The sequence below is a fragment of the Parabacteroides sp. AM17-47 genome (genome assembly GCF_003434625.1).
In the GTDB taxonomy this organism is placed as follows: domain Bacteria; phylum Bacteroidota; class Bacteroidia; order Bacteroidales; family Tannerellaceae; genus Parabacteroides; species Parabacteroides distasonis.
The window spans coordinates 362-21916 of record NZ_QTLI01000034.1 but is presented as its reverse complement, the minus strand read 5'-3'; the positions used below and the strand labels follow the sequence as shown (position 1 = coordinate 21916).

General features: G+C 39.1%; 23 protein-coding genes and 1 pseudogene. 1 reads left to right on the top strand and 23 read right to left on the bottom strand.

The window, feature by feature from the left end:
• Positions 1 to 119: 119 nt before the first annotated feature.
• The 5 genes from tilS to DW205_RS22390 form a co-directional block, all read right to left on the bottom strand.
• The gene (gene tilS / locus DW205_RS20360) at positions 120 to 1436 is read right to left on the bottom strand and encodes a tRNA lysidine(34) synthetase TilS (protein ID WP_005868215.1); all 1317 of its coding nucleotides are present in this window, start codon (positions 1434 to 1436) and stop codon (positions 120 to 122) included.
• Between the two features lie 73 nt (positions 1437 to 1509).
• The gene (locus tag DW205_RS20355; RefSeq protein WP_005868214.1) at positions 1510 to 2274 is read right to left on the bottom strand and encodes a zinc ribbon domain-containing protein; all 765 of its coding nucleotides are present in this window, start codon (positions 2272 to 2274) and stop codon (positions 1510 to 1512) included.
• A gap of 1 nt (position 2275) precedes the next feature.
• Complete coding sequence (locus DW205_RS20350; RefSeq protein WP_005868213.1) at positions 2276 to 3373, bottom strand: Nif3-like dinuclear metal center hexameric protein; 1098 nt, start codon at positions 3371 to 3373, stop codon at positions 2276 to 2278.
• Between the two features lie 111 nt (positions 3374 to 3484).
• Positions 3485 to 5242 carry an aspartate--tRNA ligase gene (aspS, locus tag DW205_RS20345; protein WP_005856298.1) on the bottom strand — a complete coding sequence of 586 codons (1758 nt, stop codon included), beginning with the start codon at positions 5240 to 5242 and terminating at the stop codon, positions 3485 to 3487.
• Between the two features lie 120 nt (positions 5243 to 5362).
• Positions 5363 to 5536, bottom strand: coding sequence for a hypothetical protein (locus DW205_RS22390; RefSeq protein WP_005856296.1), 174 nt, complete (start codon positions 5534 to 5536; stop codon positions 5363 to 5365).
• 86 nt (positions 5537 to 5622) lie between these two features.
• Here DW205_RS22390 and DW205_RS20340 point away from each other — a divergent pair, with 86 nt between their 5' ends.
• On the top strand, positions 5623 to 5760 hold the full coding sequence (locus tag DW205_RS20340) for a HepT-like ribonuclease domain-containing protein (protein ID WP_121963147.1): 138 nt from the start codon (positions 5623 to 5625) through the stop codon (positions 5758 to 5760).
• A 44-nt stretch (positions 5761 to 5804) separates the two neighbouring features.
• On the opposite strand, the gene DW205_RS20335 is transcribed toward DW205_RS20340, so the two are convergent.
• From DW205_RS20335 to DW205_RS20245, 18 genes and pseudogenes are all read right to left on the bottom strand, one after another.
• Positions 5805 to 6617: a glycosyltransferase gene (locus tag DW205_RS20335; RefSeq protein WP_005868212.1), complete on the bottom strand. Its 813-nt coding sequence runs from the start codon at positions 6615 to 6617 to the stop codon at positions 5805 to 5807.
• A gap of 223 nt (positions 6618 to 6840) precedes the next feature.
• On the bottom strand, positions 6841 to 7638 hold the full coding sequence (locus tag DW205_RS20330) for a hypothetical protein (protein ID WP_005868211.1): 798 nt from the start codon (positions 7636 to 7638) through the stop codon (positions 6841 to 6843).
• Between the two features lie 3 nt (positions 7639 to 7641).
• Positions 7642 to 8211 (bottom strand): dTDP-4-dehydrorhamnose 3,5-epimerase, encoded by a 570-nt coding sequence (gene rfbC, locus DW205_RS20325; RefSeq protein ID WP_008778280.1) that lies wholly within the window; start codon positions 8209 to 8211, stop codon positions 7642 to 7644.
• Positions 8212 to 8222: 11 nt separating this feature from the next.
• Positions 8223 to 9131, bottom strand: coding sequence for an NAD(P)-dependent oxidoreductase (locus tag DW205_RS20320; RefSeq protein ID WP_005868208.1), 909 nt, complete (start codon positions 9129 to 9131; stop codon positions 8223 to 8225).
• Positions 9132 to 9138: 7 nt separating this feature from the next.
• The gene (gene rfbG / locus DW205_RS20315) at positions 9139 to 10206 is read right to left on the bottom strand and encodes a CDP-glucose 4,6-dehydratase (RefSeq protein WP_005868206.1); all 1068 of its coding nucleotides are present in this window, start codon (positions 10204 to 10206) and stop codon (positions 9139 to 9141) included.
• 15 nt (positions 10207 to 10221) lie between these two features.
• Positions 10222 to 11037, bottom strand: coding sequence for a glucose-1-phosphate cytidylyltransferase (rfbF, locus tag DW205_RS20310; RefSeq protein WP_005868204.1), 816 nt, complete (start codon positions 11035 to 11037; stop codon positions 10222 to 10224).
• A 48-nt stretch (positions 11038 to 11085) separates the two neighbouring features.
• Positions 11086 to 11916: a phosphorylcholine transferase LicD gene (locus DW205_RS20305; protein WP_005868202.1), complete on the bottom strand. Its 831-nt coding sequence runs from the start codon at positions 11914 to 11916 to the stop codon at positions 11086 to 11088.
• 9 nt (positions 11917 to 11925) lie between these two features.
• Entirely contained in the window at positions 11926 to 12345 is a 420-nt protein-coding gene (locus DW205_RS20300) for an adenylyltransferase/cytidyltransferase family protein (protein ID WP_005856277.1), read from the bottom strand.
• A gap of 9 nt (positions 12346 to 12354) precedes the next feature.
• Positions 12355 to 13530, bottom strand: a complete 1176-nt coding sequence (locus tag DW205_RS20295; protein WP_005868199.1) for a glycosyltransferase — start codon at positions 13528 to 13530, stop codon at positions 12355 to 12357.
• A complete protein-coding gene (locus DW205_RS20290) occupies positions 13527 to 14429 on the bottom strand; it encodes a hypothetical protein (protein ID WP_005868197.1) in 903 nt (300 codons plus the stop codon). Before DW205_RS20290 ends, DW205_RS20295 begins: the two co-directional genes overlap by 4 nt.
• An 8-nt stretch (positions 14430 to 14437) precedes the next feature.
• Entirely contained in the window at positions 14438 to 15499 is a 1062-nt protein-coding gene (locus DW205_RS20285; protein WP_005868196.1) for a hypothetical protein, read from the bottom strand.
• Complete coding sequence (locus tag DW205_RS20280; protein ID WP_008778278.1) at positions 15496 to 16611, bottom strand: glycosyltransferase; 1116 nt, start codon at positions 16609 to 16611, stop codon at positions 15496 to 15498. The genes DW205_RS20285 and DW205_RS20280 overlap by 4 nt, the downstream gene beginning before the upstream one ends.
• A 147-nt stretch (positions 16612 to 16758) precedes the next feature.
• Positions 16759 to 18288, bottom strand: a complete 1530-nt coding sequence (locus DW205_RS20275; protein WP_008778277.1) for a membrane protein — start codon at positions 18286 to 18288, stop codon at positions 16759 to 16761.
• Positions 18289 to 18523: 235 nt separating this feature from the next.
• The gene (locus tag DW205_RS20270; RefSeq protein WP_005856250.1) at positions 18524 to 18895 is read right to left on the bottom strand and encodes an acyltransferase family protein; all 372 of its coding nucleotides are present in this window, start codon (positions 18893 to 18895) and stop codon (positions 18524 to 18526) included.
• Between the two features lie 328 nt (positions 18896 to 19223).
• On the bottom strand, positions 19224 to 19985 hold the full coding sequence (locus DW205_RS20260) for a DNA-binding domain-containing protein (protein ID WP_005868194.1): 762 nt from the start codon (positions 19983 to 19985) through the stop codon (positions 19224 to 19226).
• Positions 19986 to 20036: 51 nt separating this feature from the next.
• A complete protein-coding gene (locus tag DW205_RS20255) occupies positions 20037 to 20705 on the bottom strand; it encodes a sugar transferase (protein ID WP_005868193.1) in 669 nt (222 codons plus the stop codon).
• Positions 20702 to 21091 (bottom strand): hypothetical protein, encoded by a 390-nt coding sequence (locus DW205_RS20250; RefSeq protein ID WP_005868192.1) that lies wholly within the window; start codon positions 21089 to 21091, stop codon positions 20702 to 20704. Before DW205_RS20250 ends, DW205_RS20255 begins: the two co-directional genes overlap by 4 nt.
• A 46-nt stretch (positions 21092 to 21137) precedes the next feature.
• A pseudogene (locus DW205_RS20245) lies at positions 21138 to 21555 on the bottom strand (transcriptional regulator); the annotation flags it as partial.

Genomic DNA, 21555 nt, shown 5'->3' with positions numbered 1-21555 from the left:
TTTATTTAATTATAATTTTCATGTAATAACCGGATTGTTCAGCTAATTTGAACCATTAGTAACATATCTGCGGAGTAAATCTTCGCAAATGTAAGAATATTTTTACAATAAACGAGGATTTAGCCCAAAAAATTCACAATTAGCACACGCTTTGTTGATTCGTCTATACGAAAACGATTATCAGTCCTTTCTCCTACCACCCAAACGATAGCGTCGCCACTACAAAGAAGCCATGTGCGCTCCTTCTCAATCCGGCTAAATTTATGATCGGAGAAATAGTCACTCAACTTCTTACGTCCTTTCATTCCGAAGGGAATAAACCAATCGCCTTCTTTCCAAGTCCGCAATGTTAAAGGGAAATCGAGTTTATCATAATCCAAATAAGCGATCCGCTTATTCTTCTCGATAGGGAAACCTATAGTTATAACAAGTTTTTGGAAAGATAGTTCAATAGGTTCATGATTAATACCCTTTTCCGGATCTAAAACGAAGGTTCGCTCTTCCTTCTTCTCTAAAGAAGTGATCCATAAATAATCCCGATCCTTCAGCAAACGATGGGTGGAAGAGTAAAACAGCTTACCGGGCTCCTTGGTCAAGGCCGCGAAAATATCGTCCGAGACCAGACGGGTAAAACCATATTCTTTTAATAACTCATACAAAATCGTCTCCGGAGCCGGAAACCGCATCAACGCCCCGATAGAAAGACGATCATCCGATACGACAACCTCTTTCCGGGCTTGTTCCAATACATATATATATATAGTCTCTGCGGCAGAAAGATGCTCGGCGGAACGTGCGATGGTATTCCGGGCCGATGGATTTATCTCCTCCAAAAGCGGCAACACATTCAAACGGATAAAATTACGGGTATAAGCATCCGATAAATTCGTGCTATCCACCATATAGGCGTAGCCTTGATCCGCCAACCAAGCCAAGATATCCTCACGGCTTACGCACAGCAAAGGACGGACGATGAAACCATTCCTCGGACGGATCCCGCTCATCCCCCGGATTCCCGTGCCCCGTATCAAATTCATCAAGACTGTCTCCACATTATCGTCCCGGTGATGGGCGACGGCGATCGCCTGCCCTCCCAGCCGCTCCCGCATCTCCTCAAACCAAGCATAGCGCAATTCACGGGCAGCCATCTCTATCGAGAGATGCTTCTCTCCGGCATAAGAGATCGTATCGAAATCTATCTTATGAAAGGGTACTTCCAAAGATTCCGCGAACTCACAGGCAAATGCCTCATCCCGATCCGACTCCTCCCCACGCAAATGAAAGTTACAATGAAGCGCTATACACGGATATCCCAAACGCACCAATACGCCCAACAAAGCCACAGAATCGGCACCACCGCTCAATCCGACCAAAACCGGACGATCCTCGGATAACAGCCGGTACTTCTCTATATATAAACGTATCGTATGTATCATAACATCTTTGTATTAAAAACAATAATGGCCCTAGCCGGTTTTAGCTAGAGCCATTACTTATAGATCTTTTGAATTAATCTTCTACACCTGCTAATTCCGGGTCGATCATAATACGACCACAGTATTCGCAAACAATAATTTTCTTACGCAACTTGATATCCAATTGCTTCTGAGGCGGGATCTTGTTAAAGCAACCACCGCAAGCGCCACGTTGCACATAAACAACAGCCAAACCGTTACGAGCACCTTTACGGATACGCTTGAAAGCGGTCAACAAACGAGGTTCGATAGCGGCTTCCAGCTTCTTCGCTTTCTCACGAAGTTTCTCCTCATCCTGCTTTGTCTCGGAAATGATCTGCTCCAACTCGCTCTTTTTCTGAACCAAGTCAGCCTTACGGCCTTCCAGCTTCTCAGTCAGCTCAGCGATATCTTTTTTCTTAGCGTCTACCGCCTCTCCGAATTCACGGATTTTTTTCTCTGAGAACTCAATTTCCAAACCTTGGAACTCGATCTCCTTAGACAGGTTATCAAACTCCCGGTTATTACGCACATTATCTAATTGTGCCTTATAGCGATCTATCAATGTGGTAGATTCCGTGATCTTATGCTTTTGCTCAACAACAGAAGTCTCAAACTCCTTGATCTCCGCTTGATAGTTCTGGAGACGTGTTTCCAGTCCTGCGATCTCGTCCTCCAAGTCTTGAACCTCCAAAGGAAGCTCACCACGAAGGGTCTTGATCTTATCAATTTCAGTCATCATCGTCTGAAGTTGATACAGCGTAGAAAGCTTTTCTTCAACCGTATATTCCTTTTCAGCTGATTGTTTATCTGTAGCCATTCTATAAATATTTTACTGGGTTTGAATTAACATTCGAAAAATGTACCGCAAAGGTAGGGAATTTTTTCGATATTATGTTATAAAATATGTCTTTTGTACAGATTTCCGATTCATAATGACCGATAACCGCCAGTAGAATCTGGTCCTCCACATCGTAAAAATCGTTGTACTTCGCCTCCCCCGTTATAAAGACATCGGCACCATACGCGATAGCGTCCTTGATCAAGAAAGCGCCGCTGCCTCCGCAGATAGCGACCTCTCGGATAGACTTACCCGTAAATGGGGAATGCTTCACGCAACCGACGTTAAACAGGGCCTTGATCCGTAACAAGAAACTTAACTCATCTTCCTCGGCAGGCAACTCTCCCACTACACCGGAACCTGCCTGTTCCCATGTGTTTGATAACGAATAAAAATCAAAAGCCGGCTCCTCATACGGGTGAACGGATAACAGAGCACGGGTCACCGCTGTCTTCTTGAATGCCGGAAGGATCATCTCCATACGCACCTCTTTCTCTACATGCACCTCGCCGATCTCACCACAAAACGGATTGCATCCCGCATTGGCACGGAATGTTCCCTCGCCATGTAAATTATAACTGCAAGCATCATAGTTCCCGATACTTCCCGCACCGGCATTGAACAAGGTATTCCGCATGATCTCGGCATAAGCCTCGGGGACAAACGTCACCAACTTCAACAAAGCGCCTTTTTGGGGGCTCAAGATCCGTACATTTTGCAAGCCGATCAACTCTGCCAAACGGTAATTCACGCCTCCTACGGCATTATCAAGATTGGTATGGGCGGCATAAACCACCAAATCATACTTACACGCCTTCATCATGCAACGCTCGATATAATTGGAGCCAGTCAACGACTTAAACGACTTAAAGGCCAAAGGATGATGAGAGATGATCAGGTTACATCCCATCTCGATCGCTTCATCAAGCACCTCCTCGGTAACATCTAGGCATAGCAACACACCCGTCGCATGCTGGTTCACGTCGCCAACTTGCACACCCGCATTGTCAAAACCTTCTTGAAGCGGCAGCGGGGCGTAATGCTCGATTTCTCTCAATATATCTTTAACCTTTACCATGCTAAATATCTTTTGATTTATGTTCGGGAGAAAAAGTAATTCCTTTCGGAAGAAAAGAAAATTCCATTCAGATGGAATAAGATTCCCATTCGAATGGAATTTCAGATTGGATTATTTCTTGATATCAACGATCAAATTCAGTTCGTCCAACTGGGCCGGATCCAAGACACCCGGAGCATCGAGCATAACATCTCGTCCAGAATTGTTCTTCGGGAAAGCGATACAGTCGCGGATAGAATCCAAACCGGCGAACAAAGACACGAAACGATCCAAGCCATAAGCCAAACCTCCATGAGGAGGCGCTCCGTACTTGAACGCATTCATCAAGAAACCGAATTGCTCTTGCGCTCTTTCTTCGGTGAATCCTAACAGCTTGAACATCTTATCCTGTAATTGGCTGTCGTGGATACGGATAGAACCACCACCCACTTCAACGCCATTGATAACCATATCATACGCATTCGCACGAACAGCGCCCGGATCCGTGTCCAACAACGGTATATCATCCGGATTCGGAGAGGTAAACGGATGGTGCATAGCGTAGAAACGTTGATCGTCCTCGTTCCATTCGAACAGCGGGAAGTCGATTACCCACAAGCAAACGAACTTATCCTTGTCACGAAGGCCTAATTGATTACCCATCTCTAAACGCAACTCGCAAAGTTGCTTACGAGTCTTCATCGCATCGTCGCCGGAAAGGATCAAAATCAAATCACCCGGCTTAGCGCCGAACGCATTCTTCATTTCTTGAAGAACCTCTTGGCTATAGAATTTATCTACGCTTGATTTCACGTTACCATCCGCTTCCACACGGGCGTAAACCAAACCTTTAGCACCTACCTGCGGACGTTTCACGAATTCAGTCAGCGCATCCAGTTGTTTACGGGTATAGCTTGCAGCACCTTCCGCACAGATACCCCCTATGTAAGCGGCGTTATCGAATACGGAGAAACCATGGCCTTTCATGATGTCCATCAACTCGACGAACTTCATGCCGAAACGCAAATCCGGTTTATCGCTACCATATTGTTTCATAGCATCTTGCCAAGTCATACGCATAAACGACTCCTTGAACTCGACACCACGGATTACCTTAAACAAATGTTTCGCCATGCCCTCGAACATATTCAAGACATCCTCTTGCTCCACGAAGCTCATCTCACAGTCGATCTGCGTGAACTCCGGCTGGCGATCCGCACGCAAATCCTCGTCACGGAAACATTTTACGATCTGGAAATAACGGTCGAAACCGGAAACCATCAACAATTGCTTCAAGGTCTGTGGAGACTGAGGCAAAGCGTAGAACTGTCCCGGGTTCATACGGGAAGGAACCACGAAGTCACGGGCACCCTCCGGGGTAGAATTTACAAGAACCGGAGTCTCTACCTCCAAGAAACCTTGCTCATCCAAATAGCGGCGAACCTCGAACGCCATTCTATGACGAAGTTCCAGATTCTTACGAACGCAAGCACGACGCAAGTCCAGATAACGATATTTCATACGCAAGTCATCACCGCCATCTGTCTCCTCCTCGATCGTGAACGGAGGGGTAAGCGCAGTGTTCAGGACATTTAATTCAGAAACGATCAACTCAATATCACCTGTCGGGATATGCGCATTCTTGCTGGAACGCTCACGAACCGTACCCGTAACCTGAATCACGAATTCACGGCCCAACTTATTTGCCTTTTCGCAAAGAGCTGCATCAACCTCCTGATTAAATACCAACTGAGTAATACCATAACGGTCGCGGATATCGACAAATGTCATTCCTCCCATTTTGCGGGTTTTCTGCACCCAACCGGCCAGTGTAACCACCAGACCTTCATCCGCAAGGCGCAAGTCGCCACAAGTTCTTGTTCTATACATCTTTATTATTTAATTTGCTAGATTTACCAATCTTTATACCTCAGTTTATTACAAACCGCAACCACAAAGATAATACTATAAATCTTAATAATTATTCTTTTAAGCAAATTAAAATACGTTTTACCCTCTGCTACCCAAGCTGTCCGTATCGGGATTAATCTCTTTCACAGCCTCCTTTACATCCTTGGCCGTTATTTTCTTCTCATTTTTAACAGCGATTTGCTCTACAGGATACTTTTCCTCCATCTCCTCCAATTTAGAGTCTACGGATGTTTTTGAATCATTTGTTCTCATATTCTCTATTTTATTAACGTAATAATGGCTATTAAACAAGCAAGTACCGCCAATGGTTTATAGCGATAGCGACATTGTCCGTGAACATGGAAGGAGTTATGGGAATGCGAGACATTATAGCATATCATTATTTCGATATAGACGCTGTTATAGTGTTTGATGTGATGAAAAATAATCTGCCAGCCATAAAAATGACTATTGATAAAATGTTATTTGATATTTGAGACACCTTCCGTGAGCGATACCGTGGATGAGGACAAAAAACTATTTACCCCCGGATGAGCCTCTTATAGAGCAACGAACGCAAGCCATTAGGGAGAAGACGGGTCACTAAGCGAATACAGACATTCTTTAGCAAGGAGAAAAAGCCGATAAAACCCATCTTGTAAAACAGCGTCTGCAACCTCACTTCCGTTACAGCATACCGCCATCCTCCCCGCCGCCGAAACATATCCGGCGAGAAGCGGAAAAAGAGCAGGCTCTCTTGTATATTATAGAACCGGGCACCATTCATCAGCATCCGTACCCACAGATAATAATCCTCGAACAAAGGAAAATGCTTATATCCTCCAGCCTTCAGCACGGCCGACTTCCGAAACATCACCACCGGATGGTTCACCGGACACCTTCCCTTGGCAAACCTCAAGATATTTTCATGCTGCTCCGGCACTTTCCGCATGGAAAGTACATTTGATACCTCCCCTTCAAACTCATCGATCCAAGCCCCCACTACATCAATTTCCGGATGTTCCAAAAATATCGCCAATTGCTTCTCAAAACGATCCGGCTTAGCGATATCATCCGTGTCCATACGAGCCACAAGGTCATACGAACAATGCTTCAGCCCCTCGTTAAGAGCCTTGCCGAGACCTCGGTTGGTGGGCAAAGAAATCACTTTTAACTCAGGATGCTGGCTTGTGAATTCTTTTATGACCGCATACAGCTCATCCGTCAAAGGACCATCTTCCACCAAGACAACTTCTATAGGCAATAGCGTTTGCGTGAAGATACTGGTCAGACTTTGACGTAAAAATAGTGGGCTCTCTTTATGATATAAAGAAAGTAATACGGAAAATAACATAGACTTTCAGGAAAAGTATTATATAAGAAAAATTTCTATATGTACATATAAGATGTATCCGGAACACTTGAAGATTGACTCTTTACAGAGTCTGTACGTAAAGAACCGTCTCAAATCTATCTTTCTCATTCTCATGATCCTAATCTGCCTCATAAAAAAACACAACTCTCTGATTCACAGAATTAAAAAACACAAACGTTCTTCATAACCACATTACACCAGCTCATCTCTTCGTAGCAAATTTCATACCCACTCTACTTAAGACATTTTTTAGCGCTCTCCGTTGCTTAGGTGATATTTTCCACTGAAGCCAATTAGTCATATCAATCTTTATCTGTTGAGAGAGAGGAACAACGCCTCTACCAGAATCTATATACAAGCTCAATCTACTCAAATTTTCAACAGCATGCCTAATCCATTTACCTTTATATACTCCATGTATATATGGCAAGACATATTCCGAAACCGCCACCACATCTTTATAATCCTCTGATGGAGCAACAGCGGCTTGTTCATTTATTGAGTTTTCAATATCCCATGCACTAAGAGAGCCATCGCCTAACAGTTCAACAAAAAGATCTTTTCGAAATATTCCAAATTGAAGATTGATAGCATAGGGGATTTGCTTATTGACACTACGCAATAAAGGAAAAGATTTAATTTTAGATCCTTTAGGAGTAGGGCCTAAATTACAATACCTTATCTCGTGGCTATCCATATAGTCAAGTAGCTGCTCTATTAATGAATTGTCAACATTGTCGCTCAAGATAATGTCATCACACATCAACATTACATACTTCGATTTTATAACTGGCAAAGCCGCTATAGTGCGCTCAACCCAAGTATCATTTTGCTTATTATTGCATATACAAGTAATTCCTTCATACGATTTGGTATTGGTGGTTAGAATAAACTCATAGGGGCAATCACTCCAATATCTCCGATATCCTTTTAAAAATACAGCAAGCACATCGGAATACGAATCCGGAGAACTAACATAAATAGAAAGTCGCTTATCCATCAGCTATTGTACTTTTTCTATATATTCCTTCATACTCATCAAGTTTTTATCCTTGTCAGAAATGATCAATTTCTCAATACCGCCAATCTTATCGAAAGGCCACTCTATAGCCATATCCGGATCATTATACATTATGCCGGCATCACCTTCACCATAAAACACCTCACCACATTTATAGCTAACGACAGAATCCTCCAGCACCAAATAGCCGTGGCCAAAATACTGAGGTATGTATAGAGCCTTCTGATTCTCTCCGGTTAGATCAAAACCTTGCCATTTACCAAATGTTGGCGAATCAGGGCGAAGATCTATGATTACGTCATACACATGGCCACTTATACAACGAACAAGCTTGGCTTGCTGTTTAACAAGCTGGAAGTGCATCGCACGAATTACACCCTTTTTACTAATGGTATAGAACACCTCTTTAAGTTCATGATCTATACCATTTTGCTTAAATGCATCAATATTGTAATCCTTGATAAAGCCACCACGTTCGTCTGTGGCATAGAAGGGAGTTATCTCATATGCCCCCTTCATATCAAGTTCCTTAAATTCAAATTTCTGTATCATGACTAATTCCGCTATAACATCAAAGAGTTTTTAAGCCAATTAATAGTTTTATCAATGCCTTTATCAAAGTCTATAGACGCATATTCTCCAATAGTACTAACCAAGTTACTATTGTCAAACATATCCATTGTATACTTTACACCATCATCTTCACGGACTCCTATCCCTACCTTATCAGCGCAACCAACTAGTTCTCCTATACGAATAAGATAATCTTTCAAGACTCTAGGATTGCCAGAGCCTATATAATAGAACGGCTTATTCGTTTCCTTAAAGCCTAGACGATATACAGCTTCTATAAGATCATCCACATAAATAAAATCATATGGTTGTAAAGCTGGACCAAATGCGGCTTCTTTACCAGCCATCAACTCACCTAACGTATAACTAACCAAATTGCCCGTTTTATTACCTACACCGTATATATTTGAGAACTGCATCCACACAAACTGTTGAGCGATATTCTTGCAATAATCTTCCAAAATTATTCTGCAAGCATGCTTAGCCACACCATACATCATTCCACCAGTCGTTTTTTTCAGATGCGACAAACTAAATGCTACATTCTCCGCTACAGTACCCGCACAAAGAAACTTTTTCACATTTAACCTCTTGCAAATATTAGCGCAATCTACTGCCATCTGAATATTTGATAATTGAACCGTAGGATCTGCTTTATCAGCCCCATTTACACCTTTCCACGCAAAATGATAGAAAGAGTCATATTCAATTACTGGCAGTCTTTCGACTAGAGATGTATTCACCCCTGATTCTATCCTCGTAATAAGATTTGAATCAGGCAAACGATTGCCATGAAAGGTAATATCAACAGCAACAACCCTAGTACCTTTTTCTATCAATTTCTTTATAAGTGAACTACCTATAAAACCATTGCTCCCTGTGACGATTACGTTCTTCATATTATCGTTATACGTTTAAAAATTCATCTATCTGTTTATCCATACAAACACGAACATCCCCACCTGCTAGCCAAACCTTACTCCATTCAACAATCTTTTCCATTGCCTCATCCAGATTCCATCGAGGGCTCCATCCAAAAGTCTTTTTCAACTTAGAGCAATCAAGCTTCAAGAAATTTGCCTCGTGAGGACCACCATCATACTTGTTCACCCACCTCATGCCTTCGCCCCACTTGTTCACAAATAGGTCAACAAGAGCGCCTGTTTGAAAACAATCCACATCATCGGGACCTACATTATAATAATCCGCAAAACCGATATCCTCATATTGCTTCATCGCTATCAGCAGGTAAGCATACAAAGGTTCTAGAACATGTTGATAAGGACGGGTAGAGTATGGATTACGCACAACAATATCCTCATGTTTTACAGCCGCACGGATACAATCAGGTATTATTCTATCACTGGCGAAATCTCCACCACCTATCACATTACCCGCTCTAACAGTAGAAATAGGAATAATAGGCAGACCATCAATATCTGTAAAGAAAGAACGCTTGTAGCTATGAGTCACCAGCTCCGAACAGGATTTGGAATTTGAATAAGGATCATACCCATCCAATTCCTCATTCTCCCTATAACCCCAACTCCACTCCCTATTCAAATACACTTTATCCGTAGTGACATTCAAGAAAGACTTCACGCAACAATTATTGCGAACACACTCAAGAATATTCACGGTACCCATCACGTTTGTCTCGTAGGTATAGGCAGGATCTTTATAAGAATCTCTAACAATGGGCTGAGCGGCAAGATGCAGCACAATTTCTGGTTGAGACTCATCAAAAGCCTTCTTTAGAGAGGCATAATCTCGTATATCGCCAATCACGGAATGTATGTCATCTTCAATATTAGCAATTTGAAACAACGAAGGCTCTGTTGGGGCTTCAAGTGAATATCCGGTAACGACCGCTCCGGCATTAGCGAGTATCCTACACATCCAAGAGCCCTTAAAGCCGGTATGGCCCGTAAGGAAAATCCTCTTACCTTTATAAAAATCCAATATATTTCCCATTTGTATGATAACTTATTATTTTGCGTAATCTGGTATTTCCGGAACAGAGCGCTCCCAACGCTTCCAAGGAGCTTTATCCTCGGCAAGCAGTTTTTCAAGTATAGATTTCTCACGTATGTTATCCATGCACTGCCAAAAACCAGTGTGGATGTAAGACATCAACTGACCCTCTTGCGCCAACCTTACAAGTGCGGTCTTTTCAAAGACACAAGAGTCACCCCCTTCCAGCATATTAAAAACCTCGGGATCTAGCACCATGTAACCGGCATTAATAGGAGCGCCATCAGAGGCGTTCTTTTCCCTAAAAGCCCTTACAGCTTGATCTTTAGTAATATCTAAGACACCTTTATCTTGTGCCATTTTGACGGCCGTAAGGGTCGCAAGCTTACCATGGCTCTTATGAAACTCCACCAATCTATCAATTTCCACATCACAAACACCATCGCCGTATGTCATCAAGAAAGTCTCATTCTCTACATATCTCTGGATACGTTTAATACGACCTCCAGTCATAGTGTTGTAGCCCGTATCAACGACTGTGACTTTCCAAGGCTCCATATTAGTTTGATGAACAGTCATTTCATTGTTACCACCACGATAGTCGAAAGTCACATCAGAGTTATGAAGGAAATAGTTGGCGAACCATTCCTTAATATATTCCTGTTTATAACCGGCACAAATGATAAACTCGGTATAACCATAATAGGCATACTCTTTCATAATGTGCCACAAGATTGGCATACCACCAATCTCAATCATTGGCTTCGGCTTGAACTGAGATTCCTCAGATATACGAGAACCGAAACCTCCTGCAAGAAGTACTACTTTCATGATAAAGAAAAGATTTTTCAGTTAAGTAATCAGCTAAAGCTAAGATAATTAAGAATTAAACTTGTCTTTATAAATTGTATAATCATTATGTATATCAACAAAAACTGCATGAATAGGATATTCTGTAAAAATATCAGAATTAGGGGTTTTCATAAAATCGCTACCATACCTAAGAGAAAGATATTTTTCCGCTTCAAAAGGAATTGGTAAAAGGACATTCTCAAAATTCACATAGCGCTGAATTCCTAACCATTTACGAGGAAAACTCGTTTTGGGAAACGGAGCCTTCCCAAAAAAATGGCCAACAAGTAACGTATTTTTAGTTGAAAAGTGATTCAATATTTTGAATAAAAAGTTTTTTGCTGTAGTACCTACAATAAAATGACAAGAATTAATAAATACTTTTTTGAAAAAGCTATCAGAATCGTAATCTACCAAATAAAGAGATGTAGCTTTTAAAATTTGAGCGGATAAATATTGAATATAACGAACAAACTTATTAGGTGATACATTATACAAACACATTATATCAATATAAATACCTTGATGCATTTTATTATATCCTTTTTCAATACAAGTTGTTCCATTCATTCTTAACTTAGAAAAAAACAAAGGCCACTCAGTAGAATTTTCTCTTTGAAGATGAAATTTTTCTGTATCAAGATGTATAGAAGCATAATGAAGGAACTTATGATAATTATTAAAAGTCATAAAAACGTCAAAATCATCATCCCATGGAATAAAGCCATGATGCCTAACAGCACCTAAAGCACTTCCACCCATTAAATAATATTCTATATCATATTTCTTACAAAACTCATCAAAATAAAACGCTATTTCTAATATTTTATATTGAAAATCTTTAATATCAACATTCATAGTAGTAATTTAAACTAGTTTATCACGCAATATAGTAGAAGAAATACCTTTAGTATAAGGAAAATAAACAACTTTAGCTCCATTCTTATTCAACTCAGCTTCTACTTCCTGAAACAAAGAATTACCTTTCCAGTCATCACCAACAAACATCACATCGAAATGCAAACGATGATAAGCAGACATTTTATCTCGATTAACTTGAGGAACTACTTTATCTACATATTTGCAAGCCTCAACAATTGCCTTACGATTATCATAAGAGATTATAGGACTTTTATGCTTATACTCTCTTACCAATTCATCGGTACTAACACCAACAATTAAAAAATCACACAATTCCTTAGCTCGTTTTAGTATGTTTAAATGACCAATATGAAACATATCAAACACTCCAGAAGTGTATCCAATAATAAAATTTTCGTGACACATAATTATATATTATTTCAACAAACTATTATACAAATCCACCCACCTTAGCATAACATTTTTTACAGTAAAATAATGGAGACAATTAAAAGCATTCTCTGAAAGTTTACAACGCAATTTTTCATTAGTAATTAAGTCATAAATCGACCGAGAATATTCAGATATGTCCAAAGACTTAATAACTTTTGAATTAATATCATTAATTAAGAAACCTCGAATAGCCATACAATCATCAAAAGCAATAGGGACTACTTTCATCTGCATAGCTTCAAGCAGACTTAGTGGAGCACCTTCTAATAAAGAGGTAAACATTAGTATTGACGCACGTTCAAAATATTTCTTTGAATCATCACGCCCAACCAATTTCACATTTACAATATCATTTTTATTTATAAAGTCTTTATAAACAGATTCCCACTCTCCATAACCAACTATAGTTAAACACCAATCTCTCACATCATAAGTAGATAAAAAATGTTTCCAAATTTTTAATGCTAGTAATATACGCTTAGATATTTCATCAAATCGAGCCACAATTAGCAATTCATTTGTTTTAGAATAGTTACGCTCAACATAATCAAATGAGAGAAAATTAGGAATTGAGACCATCTTAGAAGAATCCTTCAAATTAGCAATAGATCTATAAATAGGTATATAAGCATCAGATAGGAGAACTAAAGCATCTGAGTATTTATAGATAGATTTATACTTCCTTTTGGTAGTATATTTAACTAGAAAACGAGTAATAGGGTAGAAGAATAACAATAAAAGATAAATAAGCCACTTAAAAGAAATCCACCTATTAAGAACTTGAAACAAAAGAGATTGCTTATTATATCTAATATTCTCTGTTCCTGGAAGATTATGCAAAACTGATATAATTTTCACTTTTAATCCCGCAACAGCTTGACCAAGGAATTTCATATTAACAGCTCTTGATGCCTGATTATGAATAATAGAGATCTCATTGTCAATAAGAAAAGAACGGAAACCATCTAAATCATTATAATCAATTTTAAATTTCGCATCAAAGACTAATTGAGAGGAACTATATTCAGAATCTTTAAAATAAGCTATAAAACAATGAATTCCAACACTAGACAAATATTTGGCAGACAACAAAGTGACTTTTTGATTGCCACTACCTGATTCAGAAGGATCTAATAAACTAATAAACAAGATATTCATGATCTATACTTATCAAATAATTTACGATATATTTTCTGAAAAGGAATATAGTGATTCTTATAACCATCTATAACACATATGCTTTTATAAAAATTTATCGTGTGCAAACCATCCGAGTAATATGACGAAGAATCAGGATAAAGGGATATTACTTTTGTTTCATTATAGGACTTATCTGAAATATCCTCAACTTTATACAGAATAATACCTTTACCATACCCTTGCAAACAATCCTGAGCTGGTCTGTATACAGTATTATTTACGTGCATGAAATCACCAGCCATTCTGCTCCCAAACAAATTAGATTTTATTAATATTGGAGACAAATCGTATCCATATAATCTATTATTTGAAGTCCACATATACAAATCCTTATTATATGCATTTCTTGAAGTTGCAAAAAGATAAAAGGCTCCATTATAAGGCAAGATTGTAGCATCCGCAACTGCAACAGGAAGCATAGTACTGAAATGTTCACAAGAATGTAACAAAGTATTATACTTATAAACATTAAGTTCTGTAGAATACGAGTTTTCAGGAACAATATAAACCTCATCAAGAGTATCACCTCTAATAATCAAGGGATAAGAGTTATGTATATTATCATCTATCAACGTATATTTTTCAATTATTTCACCTGTACATTTATCGACAGACAAATGACATATTGTTGCTACATTTTTACTACCTAACAAGATGTCTTCTACAAGCAAATCAATAGTGTAGTCAGATACATTTAAAATGAATGGATCTGCATAACAATGAAATTTAGAGTCTCTCCTTAACCAAGTGATATTAGACAAATCAATATTATCACTGACTAAATCTTCTGGAATAGCATTAAAAAAGCCCACATTCCATTCTTTATAAGATATTTTTTTCTTTAAATCAAAAAACATATAAATAATTAATTGGTTTTACCACAAGAATACTTACCCGACATTACTATCCAAAAAAACAGACCTCCCCAAAGATATGTATTAATAATAGCACTTTCGGACAAACTCAAAAATAAATATTGAAGCATTACAGGAATGAGAATCGAATTATAATCAAACTTAGAAACAGCCTTACAATATAGATTATACAAATATGCTAAAGAAAAAATTCCAGAAGACAGCAGCAATGATATATACGCAACATCTATTATAATAGACTCATCAATCTTAGTTGCACCAATCAACAAATTATTCGGAGTTAATTCGCCAAATACGAGCAAAGAATACCTTAATCTACCAGAACTAATTTCATGAATAAAAGAATACTCTGATTCATTAAACAAAACAACAATAAAAAAGAATAGTATCACAAATGGATAAGACAACAATATATATTTATTAAAGAAACATTTTTTTAAATTTGTTTTTTGAACAAAAGATAAAACAAGCAGAATACAGCCAGAGAACAGAACCGTACGAGAATAAAATGATTCATATATAACAAAGACTATAAAAGCGACAAGAAATGTATTAATTTTTTTCTTTAAAACCACAAGAAAAATAACCAAGAAAAACAAATACAATGAAAACAGGTTAGGATTTCCATATCCCATATCACTAACAACGCCTCCAGACTTATAGAAAAAATCAGAATATTCTTCATGCAACACTCCTAAAATCAATAAACCGTAATTTATAATTAAGAATAATACAGTTAGACAAAAAGAATATTTAGCCATTTTATCAATATAAAGATTCCTAGATATTGATACCAGCAATGACACAAACAACATTTTAGATGCTTCCACACGAAACAATGAAAGTATAAAAAATAGAACTATCCAATAAATATTATCATCTATCTTTGTAAAAAGCAACGAAATAAAAGAAATACCAATAATAAGTATAGATAAATTAGCAGTAGCAAAGTTTGATATATTTAGTGTCATTTTAAGATTAACAAGAAATATTATAATAAAGAACAATATCTCTAAAATTCTATTCTTCTTAATAACAAATGAGCCAGTCATAAAATACTATATATTTCATTCATTGTTTTTTCAACATCAAACATCAAAGAACGTTTTGCTGCTTTATCTTGATAGACAAAGACCTTATTATAATCATTGACAAATAATTTAATTGCATTATACAGAGATTCATCATCATTGTCTGCCAAAACCCCATACTCGGAATTTGACCCTAAAAGCTCTACTGGACCAACTGTTTTTGTAGACACAATTGCTTTTCCCAGACATAATGCTTCCGCCACAACTAAAGAAAATCCCTCTGCCAAAGAACAACTCACAAATAAATCCGCACACTTTATATAGACATAAGGATTAGGCTTATAACCTAAAAGGTGTACATTATCATCCAAATGTAAATCATGGATCATTTTACTAAGATCTGACTCCAAACAACCTGCACCAACAATCCAAAAATCTATATCATATCCATTATCTACAAAAATTCTAGCAACTCTTATAATACTATCAAATTGTTTTTGTCTAACCAATCTTCCTACTAGACAAACCGTAAATTTCCTTTTCTCAACTTTAAACTCATTTGCCCGCAAGACAATTGTCTTACAATCTATCAAATTATATATTACTTTTGTGGATGTAGTCACATTAAAAAGTTGTTGAAATTTATTTTTCGCATCATTAGACACAAAGATCACATCATCCATTAATTCATAACATTTCTTTTCATGCTTATTACTTTTGAAATACCTTTTTGTCCAATGGAAATTAAACAGATCTACGTGCACCCAAGATAAATGCCTAATTCCTTGCTTCAATATAAAGCTATGATACACCAAACTCCGTCCTTCTAAAAAAGATATTATCGTATCATACTTTTCACCTTTCATCTTATCAATTATTATTTGTCTTCTAAAAAATAATATATAAAAATAATATAAACCAAAATAGGACATTATTTTTCCTATCATCCTTTCTAATAAGGGTCTATTAATATTATAGAATAATATTATTTTTCTCACTTCTAAAGGCACTAGATTTGCATAATTTCCAAAATCATGTTCTAACAAAAGATCTATATCATATTTACTATAATCAAAATTATTAAGCATATCCACCAATAATTTTTCCGCTCCACCATCATAAAGGCTTTGCATCACGAACAGAATTCTTTTTTTATTGCCACAAGTCATATATAAATAATTTAAATTCAAATTACATCAAATATATTCTAGTTACTTAACATGATTCAATAACCCTACATTGCTTATATACTATTTTTACTCTATTAATAACAAAAACAACTATTTAACAACAAATCGTTTTAGAGCCGCATGCAATATCATACGCTCACTTGATTGCAACAAACTATAAATAACACTAAAGCCAATAAATACGGAAAGCGAAAAAACTATCAAGAAACGAAAAACTGAATCATTAGGTTCGATTAACATCAATATAGAACCGACTAACACCAATGAGAATGTAAAAATTAATATAGGCCTAACAACATCTCGAAAGTATTTTCTCATATTCAACTGTATTTGCCTATGAATATCACACAAACTATAAAACCAATATCCTACATTTGCTAAAACCGCAACAATAAATGGGACAAGCGGATTAGCATTCAATCTTAACAAAAGATAGCTTATAGGTAATATCGCCAACGTGAACATTCTACCATATACTTGACTGTTTTTTATATGTCCAGTTGCATTTGCCGCCATCCATAGAGGTGGTATAAATACTCCTATCAAGGATTCACACAGAACAAGACGAGTGAATGATATAGTATGGCTTGGAACCTCACCTAACCAAACCTCCAGTATAAACTCTATCTCAACCATTACAGGTATAGCTATCAAGGCCGCTAAGAAATAAGCATATTTAGAGCTTTTCTCAATTAGTGTCACCATGTATTCACAATCACCGGAAGCATATGATTTAATTATTTGAGGTTTAACCGCTGTCATCATGTTCTCAGTAAAACGTGTAACAACTGCGCTTACTTGCACAGAAACCGCTCGTGCCGCATTTACAGCGGGACCAAAAAATATATTTAAAAGGATATTTGTTCCTTGTACACCTGCAGACCAAGCGAAACAGCCAAATAAATTTTGACCTATAAACTTTGACATCTCTGCGACCAAACTATAATTCCAATAAAACCTAAATTTACATTCGGTAAATGACCTTACACTATATATCGCATAAATTAGCCAGACGAAGACAGAAACTATAGCCATAAGCAAACCATACAATATCAACGAATCGATTGTTCCAAAAGCTTCAAGCAAATAGACTATGAATAATCGAGCACAAGCCTCAAAAAGACCAAGATAGGCATATATATTCATTCGCTCATGCGCAACTATAGCCCCCATTAATGGGACTTGATTAATAGCGGAAAGTATGGAGATCAATGAAAAATGATATACCCAAACGGCAGCACCTAACCTCTCTGGAGGTATCACTAACTTATTGTATACAAACCAAAGTCCCAATGTTTCACCAAACAGCAATAATAATACGGACAACAGCCACATGAGGGTTAGGCTCTGTCTAAAAGCACATCCTGTCTCCATTAAGTCTTGTTTTCCCAAACCTATATTCATATATCGTTGGGTAACATTAGATAAACTAGAAATAAAAAAGCTCATGATGGAAACTACCCCTCCCACCACATTATAAATGCCGAAATCCTCTACACCCAAAACCCTCAACACGACCCGACTGGTGTACAGCGTCACCCCCATAATCAGAAGCATGCGCATGTAGAGGAACAACGTGTTCTTAGCTATTCGCTTATTGTTTTCGGAATTTGCAGACATAAAATCGTAATCGAACAATCCAAAGCACACACTTTATTAAGACACACCAGACAATGCAGAGAATAATATTTCATGACTTAAGAGCAATTAAAGCACATATTTTTTATGTATTTTACAATAAAATGCAATATACAACCCAATAATACACTAGAAATCACATACACTACAAAAGCAAAAAAAGGATTATCTATAATACGCATTAAGGAATAACGTCCTTCACTAACAAGCTCAAACATCAAATATATCTCAAAACTAATAAAAAACAAAAATGAAACATATTTATTAGGAACAGATTTTTTACATTGAAATGATAATCATCCACAAAATAAAGGAATGCAAACATTAAAATCAGAAATGGATAATATGTAACTGAAAGTTTAAAAAATCTTTGTTTCAGAAAAGACATATCATATTCCATCCGGCTATTATTATTCCATACAATACCAAATAGCATACCAGACATTGCGATAAACAATGTTACAAAGACACCTCCGAAATAATGTCCTAAAAATGAAATTGAATTATAATTATGACAAAAATGGCATAGCAATATACCGGTAATAGCAAGAGCCCTTAAATAGTCGAAGGCAACAATACGTTCTCTCATCTCTCTATTAATAAATCATTTAAATATTATGCAAACTCAATACAAGGCGTACACTCTAGGGGAGGCTCTTTGCAGTACCCTAAACCTAGTCATATTAACAATCAATTTTGATTTTAACATTATCTGTGTCCAATGTAATGTTATTAGGAACTTTATTCACATAATTCCTACACCCATTATCAGATCACACCGTGATCTCACCAATGTACAAGCTATTTCCAAAGCATACTCAACCGAGAAATCTCTGTTACCTTATCAGGTAAAGGAGGTTTACCAGTACAGGTAATAGTGATTTACCTGTACTGGTAATAGCGATTTACCAAATATGTCAGATCTCATCCGGGCTCTCGCTATCGCCACCGCCATCAGCAGGCTTTCCGCCCACCCAAATTTGCGTACTTACGCTACGAGGCGTTTTCAGTATGTGACCCGCACTACCATACTGCGTCGTCACAGTCAGCGTGTACTCACCTTCCGCCAAATCAGCCGGCAGGAGCAACGTGAGCGAAGAAGGGTTGTTGATGGTGATCTGGTCATCCGTCAGTTTCGTGGTGGCACCTTTGGAATCGGTCAGCGTAACACCTACCGACTCGTGGTCGCCAACCACCTTCAGCATCGCCCCACGGACGAAAAAGTTGTGACCCGCAGTGGCACTGCCGTCCTTCAAGCCCGTCTTACGATCCTCGGTCTCCAGGATGTACATGATGTTAGACTTCTCGCCGAGGATCTCCACCACGGTCTTGGCGATCGCCTCGCGCAGAGCCTTGTCTTGCGTGAAAGAGACGTAGATGGAATTATTCTCCTTGTTCCAAACGCCGCCCTCGACCACGCCTTTCAACTGGGGGACGGCACGGAACAGACCCGTGTTCACGCTATAGCCGTTTAAGATCAAGTCCATTACTATCCGATGGTAGAGAGTCACAGAGTGACGCATCGTCTCCGGGCGTAGACCGGTGTCTTGCTTGTACATCTCCTCCAACACGTCATCCAAAGTTAAACTTCCAGCCGAAGCCAGCAGCAGGATCTTGTCCGTCTTGTTGTCGGTGGTCACCGAATTGTCGATAAGCCAGCCTTTCAATACTTTCTTCATGGTATTTTGATTTATGGGAAGGACGGAATTGCCCTTTCCGGTTATCCTTGTCTAGAATTTCTTACCAAATGCTATGTTCAAGAACGTCTTCACCAATATCTTGAAATCGAACCACCACGAGCGGTGTTCCAAATAGAACAAATCGTAGCGCAGACGGCGAAGCATCTTCTCCAGCGTATCCGTATAGCCGTTGTAGAGCGTGGCATAAGAGGTCACGCCCGGACGGATCTGGTACAGGTAACGATAGCGGGGATCACGTTCCATGATCTGGTCGATGTAGAACTTCCGTTCCGGACGGGGACCGATAAAAGACATATCACCGATGAAGACATTCCACAATTGGGGCAACTCGTCCAAATGATGCTCGCGCAAGAACTTCCCCGCACGGGTCATACGGGGATCCGCACCTCCCTTGTAAAGGGCGGGACCGAATTTCTCAGCGTCCAAACGCATGCTGCGGAACTTATAGATATGAAACGGACGACCGAAACGACCGATACGCTCTTGCTTGAATACAGCCGGACCGCCATCCTCACACCTCACGACGATATAGCAAATTAAAAACAAAGGGGAGAATACGATCAAAGCGATGAAGGCCAAAAGACAATCCCCAATACGCTTCACGTTACGTTCGATAGCATTCATCCCATCCGGGATGAATCGTTCCGGATTCTCTCCCTCTCTTTTTTCGAAAGGAATACTACTACTCTCTTCACTCATACGATCTCACTTAATGAAGGCAACCCCTTCACCTCGCCGGCATGCCACGCTTGGTAGTCCTCATGGGAGAGTTGGGATGCTGTTAATAATTTGTAATCTATGTCGTCTCTTCGCAAGATGTGCCTGCGGGCATACGAGCGGAGCGAACGATCCGTAACGGACACCATCACCACCGGGAACGGGTAGCCGAGCAAACGCATTGGCGTAATCTCGCTGTCCGGGAACACATGGCGCAACTGATAGGCCGAGCGCTCAAATGCCACCCAGTAAGGACCCGTGCAATACAGGTGAATCGAGTTTTGGTTCGCACGCTCGCGGTTCATGATATCATTTAAATGCTCGTTCAGCAACCGCACCAAACGAACGCCGGAAGGAAGGGAAGACATGTTTTGAATTATGATTGTTGAATTATGATTTAAACTGTCAACTCTATTAGTGTCTCAGCCATCGATCGTAATCGTCCAGCCGGCGGATCAAGGATAACTTGCTTTTCTTGGGCGAGGACTCACACCGCCACGGGTCCACAACCTCGTGCGCCATCTGCCGGTAGAGACTGCTGTCCGTGCAACCGTAGAGCGTCACCAGCAACAAGGCACGGGATTGCGGAGCCTTTACCAACGGGAGCATGCTTCGCATCGTGGCGAACAAGCGTACGAACTCATCCTCCTCGCCTAACAGCTTGTAGGTAGGTAGGAGCGACGAGTAGACCTTGCAGCGCATCACGTCCGTCTCCGCACGGAGAGAACCGTAGGATCTCAATACCTCACGGGCCAAACGAGTATCCTCCTCAGATACGCTGCCGGAGGCATGGTAACGTCCCAAGGCATCGTGCAAGCCCTCCCGCAGGCGA

What these genes read in the sequence shown, in the direction of transcription:
- tilS (WP_005868215.1), bottom strand. Translation starts at nt 1,436, where the DNA reads ATGATACATACGATACGTTTATATATAGAGAAGTACCGGCTGTTATCC.
- DW205_RS20355 (WP_005868214.1), bottom strand. Translation starts at nt 2,274, where the DNA reads ATGGCTACAGATAAACAATCAGCTGAAAAGGAATATACGGTTGAAGAA.
- DW205_RS20350 (WP_005868213.1), bottom strand. Translation starts at nt 3,373, where the DNA reads ATGGTAAAGGTTAAAGATATATTGAGAGAAATCGAGCATTACGCCCCG.
- aspS (WP_005856298.1), bottom strand. Translation starts at nt 5,242, where the DNA reads ATGTATAGAACAAGAACTTGTGGCGACTTGCGCCTTGCGGATGAAGGT.
- DW205_RS22390 (WP_005856296.1), bottom strand. Translation starts at nt 5,536, where the DNA reads ATGAGAACAAATGATTCAAAAACATCCGTAGACTCTAAATTGGAGGAG.
- DW205_RS20340 (WP_121963147.1), top strand. Translation starts at nt 5,623, where the DNA reads ATGGAAGGAGTTATGGGAATGCGAGACATTATAGCATATCATTATTTC.
- DW205_RS20335 (WP_005868212.1), bottom strand. Translation starts at nt 6,617, where the DNA reads ATGTTATTTTCCGTATTACTTTCTTTATATCATAAAGAGAGCCCACTA.
- DW205_RS20330 (WP_005868211.1), bottom strand. Translation starts at nt 7,638, where the DNA reads ATGGATAAGCGACTTTCTATTTATGTTAGTTCTCCGGATTCGTATTCC.
- rfbC (WP_008778280.1), bottom strand. Translation starts at nt 8,211, where the DNA reads ATGATACAGAAATTTGAATTTAAGGAACTTGATATGAAGGGGGCATAT.
- DW205_RS20320 (WP_005868208.1), bottom strand. Translation starts at nt 9,131, where the DNA reads ATGAAGAACGTAATCGTCACAGGGAGCAATGGTTTTATAGGTAGTTCA.
- rfbG (WP_005868206.1), bottom strand. Translation starts at nt 10,206, where the DNA reads ATGGGAAATATATTGGATTTTTATAAAGGTAAGAGGATTTTCCTTACG.
- rfbF (WP_005868204.1), bottom strand. Translation starts at nt 11,037, where the DNA reads ATGAAAGTAGTACTTCTTGCAGGAGGTTTCGGTTCTCGTATATCTGAG.
- DW205_RS20305 (WP_005868202.1), bottom strand. Translation starts at nt 11,916, where the DNA reads ATGAATGTTGATATTAAAGATTTTCAATATAAAATATTAGAAATAGCG.
- DW205_RS20300 (WP_005856277.1), bottom strand. Translation starts at nt 12,345, where the DNA reads ATGTGTCACGAAAATTTTATTATTGGATACACTTCTGGAGTGTTTGAT.
- DW205_RS20295 (WP_005868199.1), bottom strand. Translation starts at nt 13,530, where the DNA reads ATGAATATCTTGTTTATTAGTTTATTAGATCCTTCTGAATCAGGTAGT.
- DW205_RS20290 (WP_005868197.1), bottom strand. Translation starts at nt 14,429, where the DNA reads ATGTTTTTTGATTTAAAGAAAAAAATATCTTATAAAGAATGGAATGTG.
- DW205_RS20285 (WP_005868196.1), bottom strand. Translation starts at nt 15,499, where the DNA reads ATGACTGGCTCATTTGTTATTAAGAAGAATAGAATTTTAGAGATATTG.
- DW205_RS20280 (WP_008778278.1), bottom strand. Translation starts at nt 16,611, where the DNA reads ATGCAAAGCCTTTATGATGGTGGAGCGGAAAAATTATTGGTGGATATG.
- DW205_RS20275 (WP_008778277.1), bottom strand. Translation starts at nt 18,288, where the DNA reads ATGTCTGCAAATTCCGAAAACAATAAGCGAATAGCTAAGAACACGTTG.
- DW205_RS20270 (WP_005856250.1), bottom strand. Translation starts at nt 18,895, where the DNA reads ATGAGAGAACGTATTGTTGCCTTCGACTATTTAAGGGCTCTTGCTATT.
- DW205_RS20260 (WP_005868194.1), bottom strand. Translation starts at nt 19,985, where the DNA reads ATGAAGAAAGTATTGAAAGGCTGGCTTATCGACAATTCGGTGACCACC.
- DW205_RS20255 (WP_005868193.1), bottom strand. Translation starts at nt 20,705, where the DNA reads ATGAGTGAAGAGAGTAGTAGTATTCCTTTCGAAAAAAGAGAGGGAGAG.
- DW205_RS20250 (WP_005868192.1), bottom strand. Translation starts at nt 21,091, where the DNA reads ATGTCTTCCCTTCCTTCCGGCGTTCGTTTGGTGCGGTTGCTGAACGAG.